This is a genomic window from Mesorhizobium loti R88b, from assembly GCF_013170845.1.
Lineage (GTDB): Bacteria > Pseudomonadota > Alphaproteobacteria > Rhizobiales > Rhizobiaceae > Mesorhizobium > Mesorhizobium loti_B.
Map to the genome: position 1 here is coordinate 4533329 of NZ_CP033367.1, position 12198 is coordinate 4545526.

The following is a 12198-nucleotide window of genomic DNA, read 5'->3' on the forward strand; positions in this document are numbered from 1 at the left end:
ATGTCACGCGACACATTCTACATCACGACCGCGATTTCCTATCCGAACGGCAAGCCGCATATCGGCCATGCCTACGAGCTGATCGCCACCGATGCGCTCGCACGCTTCCAGCGGCTCGACGGCAAGCAGGTCTTCTTCCTCACCGGTACGGACGAGCACGGCATCAAGATGCTGCAGACGGCCAAGCGCGAAGGCATTTCGGCGCGCGAACTGGCCGATCGCAACGCGGCCGATTTCAAGCGCATGGCGACCGCGCTCAACGCCTCCAACGACGATTTCATCCGGACCACCGAAGAGCGGCATTACGCGGCCTCGCAGGCGATCTGGAAGGCGATGGACGCCAATGGCGACATCTACAAGGGCGGCTATGCCGGTTGGTACTCGGTGCGCGACGAAGCCTATTATGGCGAGGAGGAGACGGAGGTCCGTCCCGACAATATTCGCTATGGGCCGCAGGGAACGCCGGTCGAATGGGTCGAGGAAGAGAGCTATTTCTTCCGGCTGTCGGCCTATCAGGACAAGCTCATTGCGCTCTATGAAAGCCAGCCGGACTTCATCGGCCCCGCCGAGCGCCGCAATGAGGTGATGAGCTTCGTCAAATCCGGACTGAGGGATTTGTCGATCTCGCGCACCACATTCGACTGGGGTGTGCCGGTACCGGGCGACGAGCGGCACGTGATGTATGTCTGGGTCGACGCGCTGACAAACTACATCACAGGCGTCGGCTATCCCAATGTAAATGATGAGAAATGGCGTTTCTGGCCGGCCGACGCCCATATTATCGGCAAGGACATTGTCCGCTTCCACGCAGTCTATTGGCCGGCCTTCCTGATGTCGGCGGGCATCCCGCTGCCGAAGCGCGTTTTCGGCCACGGCTTCCTGTTCAACCGCGGGGAGAAGATGTCGAAGTCGGTCGGCAACGTCATCGACCCGTTCACCATGGTCGAGCATTACGGTCTCGACCAGGTGCGCTACTTCTTCCTGCGCGAGGTGCCGTTCGGCCAGGACGGCAGCTACAGCCATGAAGCGATCGTCAACCGCACCAATGCCGACCTCGCCAATGGTCTCGGCAATCTGACGCAACGCTCGCTGAAGATGATCGCTGCGAATTGCGGTGGCGTGGTGCCGCAGCGTGGCGAGCTGACCGAAGCCGACAGGGCGATCCTCGACCAGGCGGTGGAAGCGCTTGGCACGGCGCGCAAGGCAATGGCGGAGCAGGGCATCCATCTGGCGTTGGCGGCGATCTTTGGCGTAGCCGCCGAAGCTGATCGTTATTTCACGTCTCAGGAGCCCTGGGCGCTGAAGAAGACCGACCCGGCGCGGATGGAAACGGTGCTGTGGACGACCGCCGAAATCGTTCGTCGCGTCGCACTTCTGAGCCAACCCTACATTCCGGGCTCGGCGACGAAGCTGCTCGACCTGCTGGCGGTGCCGGCGGACAAGCGCGATTTCGTGCATGTCCATGCCGACCATGCTTTGGTTCCCGGCACGGCATTGCCTGCACCGGAAGGCGTCTTTCCGCGTTACGTCGAACAGCCGGGCGCGAACGCCTGATGCTTGTCGACAGCCACTGCCATCTGGATTTTCCAGATTTCGCCGAGGAGCGGGCGGCCATTGTCGCCCGCGCCAAAGCGGCCGGCATCGGCCGCATGGTGACAATCTCGACCCGTGTGAAGCGCTTTCAGCAAATCCTTGAAATCGCGGAGACTTTCGACGAGGTCTATTGCTCCGTCGGCACCCATCCGCACAATGCCGCCGAAGAACTCGACGTCACCACTGCCGAGCTCGTGCGTCTGTCGGCTCACCCCAAGGTGGTGGCGATCGGCGAGGCCGGGCTCGACTATTTCTACGACAAGGCGCCGCGCGACGCGCAGGCGCAGGGCTTTCGCACCCACATTGCCGCCGCTCGCGAGACCAGGCTGCCGCTCGTCATCCATGCGCGCGACGCCGACGACGACATGGCTGCCATTCTCGAGGAGGAGACAGGGAAGGGCGCCTTCCCCTTTATCCTGCACTGTTTTTCCTCGGGGCGCCGGCTCGCCGAAATCGGCGTCGCGCTCGGCGGCTATGTCTCATTCTCGGGCATCCTGACCTTCAAGAACTCGCCGGAACTGCGCGCCATCGCCGCCGATTTACCGCATGACCGGCTGCTCGTCGAAACCGACGCGCCCTATCTCGCGCCAATCCCGTTTCGCGGCAAGCGCAACGAACCGGCCTATGTCGCGCACACGGCCAAGGTGCTGGCTGACACAATCGGCGTCAGCGAGCAAGAAATCGCGACATTGACGACCAACAATTTCTTCCGGTTGTTTGGGAAAATGCCGCGCCCGGATCTACGGAGCGCCTAGACCATGACTGACAGGCTGCGCCTCACCATTCTCGGCTGCGGCTCGTCGCCAGGCGTGCCGCGCATCACTGGTGACTGGGGCAATTGCGATCCGGGCAATCCAAAGAACCGGCGCATGCGCACCGCTGTGCTGGTCGAGCGGATCACGGCAAATGGCGCTCGGACGACAGTCGTCATCGATACCGGACCCGATTTTCGTCAGCAGATGCTGATGGCCTCGGTCAGGCGCATCGACGCTGCTGTCTACACGCATCCGCACGCCGATCACATTCACGGCATCGATGACCTGCGCGGCTTCGTCCACGATCAGCGTCACCGGATCGATGTCCATGCCGACGAGCCGACAATGCTGCGGCTGCGCCAGGCGTTCGGCTACTGCTTCGAGACGCCACCAGGCAGTTCCTATCCGCCGATCGTCAGCGCCCATATCATCGACCACGCCAGGCCTGTCGTGATCGAAGGAGAGGGGGGTGCCCTCACCTTCGATCCCTTGCCGCAGATCCATGGCGACATCATTTCGCTGGGCTTCCGCATTGGCGGGCTAGCCTATTGCCCTGACATCAGCGACTTCCCCGACGCTACTGCCGAGCGGCTGCGCGGCCTTGATGTCCTGATCATCGACGCGCTGCAATACAAGACACACCCGAGCCACATATCGCTTGGCCAGGCGCTTGAATGGATCGAACGGCTGGCGCCGAAACACTCTGTCCTGACGCACATGCACGTGCCGTTGGACTACGCCACCGTGATGGCTGAGACACCTGATAACGTGGTACCGGCCTATGACGGCATGGTGATAGAAATTCCATATGAATCAGCGTGATGCGAACGGCTCTTCTATGAAGCCGTTCGGCTCTTTGGCCCGAATATCAGCAGCGTTCCGATCCGCTCGTAGCCCATGCGGGGATAAAGCAGCGCTCCGGCGTGCGTCGCCATCAGCACCGTGACCCACGGGCCCGGTCGTCGTGCAGCATTTTGGACATCAGCGCCTGGCCGATGCCGCGACGCCGGTGCGAAGGCTCGACATACATGTCCGCGCACCAGGTAGCGCCGATCGCGTCGACGCTGCGGACACGTCCAACGATATCGTCTCCGTCGACCGCCACATACTGGGAGAATGGCGCACCGTCACCGAGCAGATCCGTTGCGATCGGCCGCCGGCGCATGATCTTTCCCAACTGCGCGGCCCGTTCGGCTGTTCGCACACGTTCGATGGAGACGACAGCTGGCGCGCTCGATCTGGATGCCAAGCCTATGAAAATCAACGGTAATTCCCATCCGCTGATCAATACGATAGTTCCATAATCTATCTTATGCGACTTTCGGACGTAGCAGCGGCTTTCGTATCACCTGACATTTGATGCGCCCTTACGCCGCCTCGAAGTTAGCTCGAGCGTCCATATATGCTGACGGGCTTGGGTCGCTTTTCATCATCGTCTTTCGCCAAGCCTCTTGCTCGGCGTTTATCAATGCCAATTCCCAAACACATGCGATAACAGGTCTCTTCACGGTGTCCATGGGCTCGATGGCCGCATACAGCTTCCTGTATATATGCTGGCAAAGCACCGAGCCCTGTATCCACCAGTGGGCCGAGATGGAGACACCAAGCTCACCAAGATGAATGATCACAAAGCCCATGCCATTGCCGTCGCCCTCGTCCGTCACGCGCGGTAGAACGTCCTGCTGGACGAATGACTGGGCCAGAGTCACCATCGGCCCATCGACTTTTTTGTTATCCGCCACAAGACCATAGACTTTGAGCTTGAGACCACCGATGTCCCATTGGCCCAAATTCGAAACACCTCGTGGATGGTAGATCTCGATTGTTGCAGAGTTCATTGGGTTCACTCCAATCGGGAACTCAAAGTCTGACTTAGCCGCGACCGATCGATCTGCGCAAGCTCGACTTGCTGATGCCCGATTCGTCCTATGATGCAACTAGCCTGCCGTCGCGCTGGAACTCGTATTCGGGACCATCAAAGAATGACCGCCTCACCTTCGTTTCTCGGCTTTCCCGATCGCCTCGCCGACGGCCGCACGCCTCGTGCGGTGATCTTCGGAGCCGGCCACGGCAGCACCTATCCCGGCAAGGACAGCAGCGGCTATGCCTTGGCGGCAGACGCGATCCGCGCAGCCAGCAAGGATGATGCTCCGCTCGTCGAGCACTGGGATTTCGATCTCGGCGGCCCTCTGTTCGACGGCAAGTCGATCGCCTGCGTCGACGCCGGCGACATCTTGACCATCCTGCATGACAATGCCGGCAACCGGGCCCGGATCGAGGCGAAGACGCGCGAGGTTCTGTCCTTGCCTGCCGTGCCGATCCTGCTTGGTGGCGACGATTCCGTCGTCATTCCGTTCCTTGCCGGCTTTGCCGACCACGGACCGGTCTGGATCCTGCAGATCGACGCCCATATCGACTGGCGCGACGAGGTGCATGGCGAACGCTACGGCTATTCGAGCCCGATGCGGCGAGCAAGCGAGATGCCGCATGTCGCCGGCATGGTACAGGTCGGCCTGCGCAGCGTCGGCAGCGCGCGCCGCGCTGAAATCGAAGCAGCGCAGCACTATGGCAGCCGTTTCGTAACGGCGCGTGAGGTTCATGCTCAAGGCGTGGAGGCCGCGCTCTGGCATATTCCGGAAGGCGCACGGGTCGTCGTCACCTTCGACTGCGACAGCCTCGACCCCGGCATCATGCCGGGCGTGGCGGCGCGTACGCCCGGCGGCCTTACCTATACGCAGGTCATCGACCTGATCGCGGGCCTCAGCAAGCGGGCCAGGATCGCGGGATTCGACCTTGTCGAACTCTATCCGCCTGCCGACATTGACGGCCTGTCGGCGCTGGTCGCCGCGCGCATTCTCGTCAATGTGATCGGCACCATCGTCAGGCAGGTTTGAAACCCGCCTTCTCTTTTCCGGCAGTCAGGTCTGCAAGTGGCCTGTCATGTCGCGTCGGCCGTCGAAATGCGCCGATGGACGCTGTCCAGGCTGTCCGCCAGCGCATCGAAGACGTTGCGGGCCGTGAGTTCGTTCAGAACCTGCTCGTTGATGCCGCCACGGGTCGCATAATCCTGCGCCAGATGCGTGAAGTCGACGTCGGGCGCCGCCTCCGGGGCGTGTCCAAGCGCCTTGAACAGCGCCGCGATATAGTCGCGCCCCTTCCCATCTGGAACGTCATGCGCTTTCAGCCAGCGATGTATCGTATCGAGGTATTTGAAGTATGTCGCATAGGTCGCGGTCACGACGCTCAACGCGTCGAACTCACTGGAACTCTCGACCTCGATCACCTTCCCCAGCCCGCCCAGCAACGCCGTCACGTCCTGATCGGGCGGGTAAATGATTGTTGCCCCCAGCCGGTGCGCGATCATCGGCATGGGAAGCGCTTTTGTCACGCGGCTCGCGGGCGCGGTCAGGCCGACTATTTCCTCCCGCGACAGCGTGGCGATCAGGCTGATGAGGTGATGGTCGCGCCGAAACTTCAATCCGGGCAGCACCTGGTGGGCAATTTGCGGCCGGACGGCCAGCATGACGGTGTCGCATTCATCGAGCACCGCCTGATTGTCGGCGGCAACGCGCACCTTCGGAAAGCGGGATGCGAGATTCGTGGCGATCTCTTCGTTGCGAGGCGACAACACCACCGAGACCGAATCGGCAGCGGCGGATTTGAGGCCGGTGACAATGGCGGCCGTGAGCGCACCCGTACCGATGAAGCCAAGTTTCATTTTGATGTCCCACGGTTTTCCGTCTGGTCGTCCGCTGGTCACAACGGCCCCTGCTCCAGGCTGATCCGGTAGCTCAGCGACCGCTTCGCGCCCGGTTCGATCAGCATCACGCCAAGTTTGTCGGTGAATTCGCCGTCGAAATCGGCCGGGCTTGCCACGCCGTGCCAGGGCTCGAGGCAGAGGAACGGCGCGCCGCCCGGCTTGGACCAGATGCCGAGCTCCTCTGCTCCCTGCCATGACATTTCGATCGCCGGACCACGGTCGGCGGCGTAGCGTACGCTGGTGCTGGCGGGTCGATCCAGGATAACGGCGTCGTCATCGAACAGCCGTTCGGACAGTGCAAGCGTCCTGCCTTCGATCGGTGTCGGCCGCGTCTCGGCGAGCAGAAGGCCGTCCTTCAGCCGACGGATCGGTGCCGGCTCGTCATTGGCAAAGGTCAGCCGATAGGCCTGCTTGGACAATTCCGGCAGCAAGGGCCAGTTGAATGCCGGATGCGCGCCGACCGAGGCCGGTAACGGCTCGTCACCGGTGTTGGTGACCTCCAGGGCCACGCCAAGCTGCCGGCGGCTCAACGTGTAGGTGACGGCAAAGCGAAAGGCGCAGGGGTAGTGCGCGCGCGTGTCGGCGTCGTCGGTCAGCACCAGCGTACAGGACCGAGGCCCCCTCTCCGCCCAGGCAAAAGGCTTGTCGCGCGCGAAGCCGTGCTGCGTCATCGGATAGGTCTTGCCGCGATGGCGCAGTTGGTCGCCCTTCAGCCGGCCGACGATCGGAAACAGCACCGGCGAATGGCGCCGCCACTCTGGCCCGGCTTGCCACAAGTACTCAAATCCCTGCGCGTCTTGCAGCGAGACCAGTTCGGCGCCCTGCCCGACTATGACAGCCGAAATGCCGTCGCCATGAAGCGTCTGGCTGTCCTGTGCCACATGTCCTCGCTGTGTTTGATGCAGGTTCGGTGGGCAGACTAGCAAAAGCTCTTGGGGACTCAAGGTGTGGACGGGCGTTGCCGAAACGAATTGTGGCCGGAGGATCTCTCCTCCGGCCACCACCTCTCCGCATCAAGGGCGAGAACCCCGCCCTTGCCCACAGCGGATAGTCGTTACTCCCGCTCGCCGGTGAAGTTCAGCAGCAGCTGGAAGATGTTGATGAAGTTCAGATAGAGCGAGAAGGCGCCGAAGACGGCCAGTTTCTGCCGCGATTCCGCGTCGAAATTCTCGGCATACTGTTCCTTGATCGTCTGCGTGTCCCAGGCCGTCAGGCCGATGAAGACGGCGATGCCGATCACCGAAATGGCGAACTGCAGCGCCGTCGAGCCGAGGAAGATGTTGACGATGCTGGCGATCACCACGCCGATCAGGCCCATGATCAGGAACGACGAGAACTGCGTCAGGTCGCGCTTCGTCGTGTAGCCATAGAGGCTGGTCGCGCCGAACATGGTGGCGGCGATGAAGAAGGTGCGCGCGATGCTGGTGCCGGTGAAGACCAGGAACACGGAGGCGAGCGACAGGCCCATGACCGCGCAGAAGGCCCAGAACATCGCCTGGGCGCTGGCCGCCGACATTGTCTGCATCTTGAACGAAAACAGCAGGACGAAGGCGAGCGGCGCCAGCATCACCACATATTTCAGCGGGCTGGAGAAGATCGGCACGTAAAGCGCCGGCGTCGACGACACCAGGAAGGCGACCAGGCCGGTGACCACCAGGCCAAGGCCCATATAGTTGTAAACGCGCAGCATGTGCTGGCGCAGGCCCTCGTCGAAGACGGCTCCGGTTTGGGCGCCGGTGCCAACGCGATATCCCAGATTGGGCGTGTTCATTTGCAGTCTCCTTTATGGATCGGTCAGTAAAGCGTTTTGGCGAGCGTCTCGGCGGCGCGGTCGAGGTCATGGACCCCGCTCTTGGCGACCACCGCATAGGCGACCTCGCCGATCTGGAAATAGGCAGCGGAAATATCGCCCGAGGGTGCGACGGTCGGCTTGACCACGTCGAAGGTTCCCGGCCGGATCGCAAACAGCGACACCAGGCCCATGTCCTTGGTGTCGACAGCCATCTCGACGCTCGGGCCGAAGCGCGATGGATAGATCTGCACGTCGCGGACCTTCCAGTCCTTGGGCAGCGACGGCATGACGATCGCGGTCGCCGCACGGATCTCGCCGGCATTGTAATTGGGCGCTTCCGGCTGCGAGGGCATGGTTTCGCGCACCAGCGTCGTCCTGTGTGCGCGCACCGCCTCGTCGACATAAGCGGGCGGCTGCGGTGAAGCGACGACCTTGGTCACCGACATCGGCCCGATGATGCCGTTCGCCAGCCAGCCGGCGGCAACGAAAGCGGCAACCGCGGCAGCGCGCTGCAAAACGCCGAAGATGCGGCCCCGCGCCAGCCCCCTCTCCAGCCTTCGCGCTGCGTCTGCGGTCGCCGGCCGCGCCATGCCTTTGGAGCCGGCGAGCGCCACGCGCAGTTCATCGCGGGTCCGCAGATCCGACATCACGCGCGCGGCGGTCTCTGGACGGGTCGACAGGAATGCCTCGACCTCGATGCGGCGGGTGACATCCAGCTGGTCGTCGACATAGGCGTCGAGGTCGGCGTCGGTCACCGGGTCGACAAGAGCGCTCATGGCTCACCTCCCACAATCCTGAGATGATTCTTGCCTCGCACTGGGGCGGCGTCTTCCATCTGGCGCAAGGCGGCGCGTGCCCTGCCGATGCGCGACATCAGCGTACCCAGCGGCACGCCGGTGGCATTGGCCGCCTGTTGATAGGAAAGCCCTTCGATGGCGACCAGATGCAGCGCCGAACGCTGTTCTTCCGGCAGTTTGAAAAAGGCGTCCCGCACCTGCGCCAGGCGCACCGAATGCTCCTGTGGCGCCGGCGTGCTGGCATCGGCAAGGTATCCGGCCTGTTCGACGCGCGCCGCTTCCGAGCGGCGCGAGCGCATGCGGTCGACAAACGCGTTGTGAACGATAGACAGCAGCCAGGCTCGCAGGTTTCCGCCCGAGCGGAAGGTGCCGCGCCGTTCATAGGCGCGCACCAGCGAGTCATGCACCAGATCCTCGGCGTCAGCACTGTCGCGCGTCAGCGACTGTGCGTAGCGGCGTAGCGATCCGAGCTGTCCTATGATGTCAAAGCGTGGCATCGACCGTTTCATGTCCTGTTTACGGAGCATGTGGGGCTTTTAATCCCGACCCGTGCCATTTTTCTTTGGCGGGTTCGCCGAAAGGGGCGCGTTTGCCAGTACCCTCGCCCAGCCTGGCCCTCAGGGGCGCAGTGTTTTCGACGGTTTGGGCGTCGTTACACCGCAGGCGCGCAAAACCCACCTACGACCGTCGCTGCGAAAATCGGTGACGCTCAGTGGCTCGACGTCGATCTTCCAACTGGCGGCAAGCGGCGCGCCGAGGACGTGCAGGATCGCTGTGCGAATGACGCTGGCATGGGTCAGCGCGATCGTGTGGCCACGCTCGGCGATCAATCGGTCCATGAAGCCGGAGGAACGACGAGCAACGTCGGCCACCGACTCGCCGCCATGCGGCGCTGCATTGGGGTCGGTGAGCCAGGCGGCTATGCCCTCGGGCTGCTCCGCCTGGACTTCCTCAAAACTCCGGCCGGCCCAGCGGCCGTGATCCTGGTCCGCCAGAAGCGGTTCGACCGATGCTTCGAGCGCCAGCGCCGAGGCGGTCTGGCGGGCGCGAAGCGCCGGCGCCATCCACACCCGGTCGGCGCGACGCAGCGTCCCGCGCATCGCCTTCGCCAGTGCCAGCGATCGCGGCTCCAGCGGCTCGTCCCCCGGGAATGCACCTTTCCGGGTCGCGGCCGTGGCGCCGTTGCAGATCATCGTCAGCCGTACCAGCATGAAGCAGTCATCCCTAAGCCGCTTTCGAAGCGGCGCATCCGCTGCGATTTAGAATAGCGGCTATCGTTTCGATCGAAAGGCCACACCCTTGGGCACCGCCTCCTGTTTCGCATAACTAAAAGCGCTGGTGCATCACGTCCGATTTGCGTATCACTCCGCCGCGCCAATGGAACCATAGCGATGTTCGAAGACCTGCAGCCTGCTCCCGCCGACAAGATTCTGGCATTGATCGGTCTCTATCGCGCCGACCCACGCACCAACAAGGTCGACCTCGGCGTCGGCGTGTATAAGGATCGCGACGGTAAGACGCCGGTCATGCGCGCCGTGCGCGAGGCCGAAAAGCGGCTGTTCAATAGCCAGGACACCAAGACTTATCTCGGACTTGCCGGCGACACCGGCTTCAACACGGTGATGGCCAAGCTCGCCTTCGGCCCCGGCGCCGATATGACGCGCATCCGGGCAGCACAAGCGCCCGGCGGCTCCGGCGCGTTGCGGCTGGTGGCGGAGTTGCTGAAGCGGACGCGTTCTGACGCGACCGTCTGGCTGTCGGACCCGACCTGGCCGAACCACATGCCGGTGATGCGCGCTGCCGGCCTGCAGATCCGTGAATATCCCTATTTCGATGCGGCCTCGGGTGCGGTTCGCTTCGACGACATGCTCGCGGCATTGCGGACGGCCAGCAGCGGCGATGTGGTGCTGCTGCATGGCTGCTGCCACAACCCGACCGGCGCCAACCTGGATGCGGCGCAGTGGGAGGCTGTCACTGACCTCCTCGTTGAGCGCGGCCTGCTGCCATTTGTCGACATCGCCTATCAGGGCTTTGGCGACGGCCTCGAGGCCGACGCCCTCGGCTTGCGGCTGCTGGCGGCCAAAGTTCCAGAAATGGTCGTTGCGTCGAGCTGCTCGAAGAATTTCGCCGTCTACCGCGATCGTGTCGGTGCGGCGATGGTCCTGGCCAGGGACGCCGCCCAGGCTGATGTGGCGATGAGCCAGATGCTGTCAGCGGCGCGCGCCATGTATTCGATGCCGCCGGACCATGGTGCTGCCGCGGTGCGCATCGTGCTCGAAGACGCCGTCTTGCGTGCGGACTGGGAAGCCGAGCTGGAAGAGATGCGCCTGCGCATGCTGAGGCTTCGCGTGGCTTTCGCCGAGGCACTGCGCCGGCAGTCCAACTCCGACCGCTTCGATTTCGTCGCCAGCCATCGCGGCATGTTCTCGCGGCTCGGCCTCACGGAAGCGCAGGTCGAGCGGCTGCGGGCCGAGCATGGCGTCTATATGGTCGGCGACAGCCGCATCAATGTCGCCGGACTGCCCGAGGACGGCATGGATGACCTCGCCAAGGCGATCGTTTCCGTACTCGACTGAAGCGGTTCACCTGTGGACAAGGCTCCCTCGCCGGCTGACAGCGTTGGCCGCGCGTCGGGCCGCAGGATAGCATCCTGCGTATGACGCCATCCAAAGACATTTCGCGCCTGATCGAGATCATGGCCGCGCTGCGTGCGCCCAAGACCGGTTGCCCCTGGGATATCGAGCAGGATTTCGCGAGCATCGCGCCCTATACGATCGAGGAAGCCTATGAGGTGGCGGACGCCATCGCGCGCGGCGATCTTGACGATCTGCGCGACGAGCTCGGCGATCTGCTGCTGCAGGTCGTCTACCACGCGCAGATGGCGCAGGAAGCGGGCGACTTTGCCTTCCCCGATGTGGTGCAGGCCATCACCACCAAGATGATCCGCCGCCACCCGCATGTCTTCGGCGACGAAAAAGCCCGCAGCGCCGGCATGGCCAAGGGCATGTGGGAAAAGGTCAAGGCGCAGGAGAAGGCCGAGAAGCGAAGCGCCCGCCTTGCCCGCGGCCTCGACCCGGAAGACAATGGCAAGGGGTTCCTGGACAGTGTGCCGGTCGCCCTGCCCGTCCTGACACGGGCGCTGAAACTTCAGGAGAAGGCTGCCCGCGTCGGCTTCGACTGGAGCGAGGCGGCGCCCATCCTCGACAAGATCGAGGAAGAGATCGGCGAATTGCGCGAGGCGCTGGCCAAGGGCGAAACGGCTGAGATCAAGGACGAATTCGGCGACATGCTGTTTGCCGTCGTCAATCTCGGCCGTCACCTCAAGCTCGACTCCGAAGCAGCGCTCAGCGGCACAAATGAAAAGTTCCGCTCGCGCTTTCACTATGTCGAACGCGCGCTGGAAGCGTCGGGAAGCACGTTGGAAAAAGCCACGCTGGATGAGATGGAAGCGCTCTGGCAGCAAGCCAAAGGCAAGAAATAAGCGGACTTCGAGCAATTCCA

Annotated in this window: 14 protein-coding genes; 6 read left to right on the top strand and 8 right to left on the bottom strand. The window is 63.1% G+C overall.

The genetic code is table 11. From position 1 onward, the window contains the following. From metG to EB235_RS22065, 3 genes are read left to right on the top strand one after another with little or no spacing between them, the layout of a single operon-like run. Positions 1-1554 (top strand): methionine--tRNA ligase, encoded by a 1554-nt coding sequence (gene metG, locus EB235_RS22055; RefSeq protein ID WP_027028933.1) that lies wholly within the window; start codon positions 1-3, stop codon positions 1552-1554. Then, positions 1554-2348, top strand: coding sequence for a TatD family hydrolase (locus tag EB235_RS22060; protein ID WP_027028932.1), 795 nt, complete (start codon positions 1554-1556; stop codon positions 2346-2348). The genes metG and EB235_RS22060 overlap by 1 nt, the downstream gene beginning before the upstream one ends. Before the next feature lie 3 nt (positions 2349-2351). Beyond that, positions 2352-3170: an MBL fold metallo-hydrolase gene (locus EB235_RS22065; RefSeq protein ID WP_027028931.1), complete on the top strand. Its 819-nt coding sequence runs from the start codon at positions 2352-2354 to the stop codon at positions 3168-3170. A 112-nt stretch (positions 3171-3282) separates the two neighbouring features. On the opposite strand, the gene EB235_RS22070 is transcribed toward EB235_RS22065, so the two are convergent. Together EB235_RS22070 and EB235_RS34845 are read right to left on the bottom strand one after the other, a co-directional pair. After that, the gene (locus EB235_RS22070; RefSeq protein WP_245268743.1) at positions 3283-3636 is read right to left on the bottom strand and encodes a GNAT family N-acetyltransferase; all 354 of its coding nucleotides are present in this window, start codon (positions 3634-3636) and stop codon (positions 3283-3285) included. Between the two features lie 79 nt (positions 3637-3715). Beyond that, a complete protein-coding gene (locus tag EB235_RS34845) occupies positions 3716-4186 on the bottom strand; it encodes a hypothetical protein (RefSeq protein WP_027028930.1) in 471 nt (156 codons plus the stop codon). Between the two features lie 144 nt (positions 4187-4330). On the opposite strand from EB235_RS34845, the gene EB235_RS22080 reads away from it, so the two are divergent. After that, entirely contained in the window at positions 4331-5242 is a 912-nt protein-coding gene (locus tag EB235_RS22080; protein WP_027028929.1) for an agmatinase, read from the top strand. Positions 5243-5286: 44 nt separating this feature from the next. Here EB235_RS22080 and EB235_RS22085 read toward each other — a convergent pair whose 3' ends face one another. The 6 genes from EB235_RS22085 to EB235_RS22110 all read right to left on the bottom strand — a co-directional run bounded on the left by EB235_RS22085 (position 5287) and on the right by EB235_RS22110 (position 9908). Further along, a complete protein-coding gene (locus EB235_RS22085; protein ID WP_245268742.1) occupies positions 5287-6108 on the bottom strand; it encodes a pyrroline-5-carboxylate reductase in 822 nt (273 codons plus the stop codon). After that, positions 6105-6989, bottom strand: a complete 885-nt coding sequence (locus tag EB235_RS22090; RefSeq protein ID WP_027028927.1) for an aldose 1-epimerase family protein — start codon at positions 6987-6989, stop codon at positions 6105-6107. Before EB235_RS22090 ends, EB235_RS22085 begins: the two co-directional genes overlap by 4 nt. A gap of 173 nt (positions 6990-7162) precedes the next feature. Further along, positions 7163-7879: a Bax inhibitor-1/YccA family protein gene (locus tag EB235_RS22095; RefSeq protein WP_027028926.1), complete on the bottom strand. Its 717-nt coding sequence runs from the start codon at positions 7877-7879 to the stop codon at positions 7163-7165. Between the two features lie 23 nt (positions 7880-7902). Next, positions 7903-8676 carry an anti-sigma factor family protein gene (locus tag EB235_RS22100; RefSeq protein ID WP_027028925.1) on the bottom strand — a complete coding sequence of 258 codons (774 nt, stop codon included), beginning with the start codon at positions 8674-8676 and terminating at the stop codon, positions 7903-7905. Next, positions 8673-9206 (bottom strand): sigma-70 family RNA polymerase sigma factor, encoded by a 534-nt coding sequence (locus EB235_RS22105; RefSeq protein WP_027028924.1) that lies wholly within the window; start codon positions 9204-9206, stop codon positions 8673-8675. The genes EB235_RS22100 and EB235_RS22105 overlap by 4 nt, the downstream gene beginning before the upstream one ends. 108 nt (positions 9207-9314) lie before the next feature. Next, positions 9315-9908, bottom strand: a complete 594-nt coding sequence (locus EB235_RS22110) for a histidine phosphatase family protein (RefSeq protein WP_027028923.1) — start codon at positions 9906-9908, stop codon at positions 9315-9317. A gap of 180 nt (positions 9909-10088) precedes the next feature. On the opposite strand from EB235_RS22110, the gene EB235_RS22115 reads away from it, so the two are divergent. Together EB235_RS22115 and mazG are read left to right on the top strand one after the other, a co-directional pair. Further along, positions 10089-11273 carry an aromatic amino acid transaminase gene (locus tag EB235_RS22115; protein WP_027028922.1) on the top strand — a complete coding sequence of 395 codons (1185 nt, stop codon included), beginning with the start codon at positions 10089-10091 and terminating at the stop codon, positions 11271-11273. Between the two features lie 80 nt (positions 11274-11353). Next, a complete protein-coding gene (gene mazG / locus EB235_RS22120) occupies positions 11354-12178 on the top strand; it encodes a nucleoside triphosphate pyrophosphohydrolase (RefSeq protein ID WP_027028921.1) in 825 nt (274 codons plus the stop codon). The last annotated feature ends 20 nt before the right edge of the window (positions 12179-12198 follow it).

Excerpts from the sequence above, each read along its gene's own strand:
- metG (WP_027028933.1), top strand. The coding sequence starts at position 1 with ATGTCACGCGACACATTCTACATCACGACCGCGATTTCCTATCCGAAC.
- EB235_RS22060 (WP_027028932.1), top strand. The coding sequence starts at position 1,554 with ATGCTTGTCGACAGCCACTGCCATCTGGATTTTCCAGATTTCGCCGAG.
- EB235_RS22065 (WP_027028931.1), top strand. The coding sequence starts at position 2,352 with ATGACTGACAGGCTGCGCCTCACCATTCTCGGCTGCGGCTCGTCGCCA.
- EB235_RS34845 (WP_027028930.1), bottom strand. The coding sequence starts at position 4,186 with ATGAACTCTGCAACAATCGAGATCTACCATCCACGAGGTGTTTCGAAT.
- EB235_RS22080 (WP_027028929.1), top strand. The coding sequence starts at position 4,331 with ATGACCGCCTCACCTTCGTTTCTCGGCTTTCCCGATCGCCTCGCCGAC.
- EB235_RS22095 (WP_027028926.1), bottom strand. The coding sequence starts at position 7,879 with ATGAACACGCCCAATCTGGGATATCGCGTTGGCACCGGCGCCCAAACC.
- EB235_RS22100 (WP_027028925.1), bottom strand. The coding sequence starts at position 8,676 with ATGAGCGCTCTTGTCGACCCGGTGACCGACGCCGACCTCGACGCCTAT.
- EB235_RS22105 (WP_027028924.1), bottom strand. The coding sequence starts at position 9,206 with ATGAAACGGTCGATGCCACGCTTTGACATCATAGGACAGCTCGGATCG.
- EB235_RS22110 (WP_027028923.1), bottom strand. The coding sequence starts at position 9,908 with ATGCTGGTACGGCTGACGATGATCTGCAACGGCGCCACGGCCGCGACC.
- EB235_RS22115 (WP_027028922.1), top strand. The coding sequence starts at position 10,089 with ATGTTCGAAGACCTGCAGCCTGCTCCCGCCGACAAGATTCTGGCATTG.
- mazG (WP_027028921.1), top strand. The coding sequence starts at position 11,354 with ATGACGCCATCCAAAGACATTTCGCGCCTGATCGAGATCATGGCCGCG.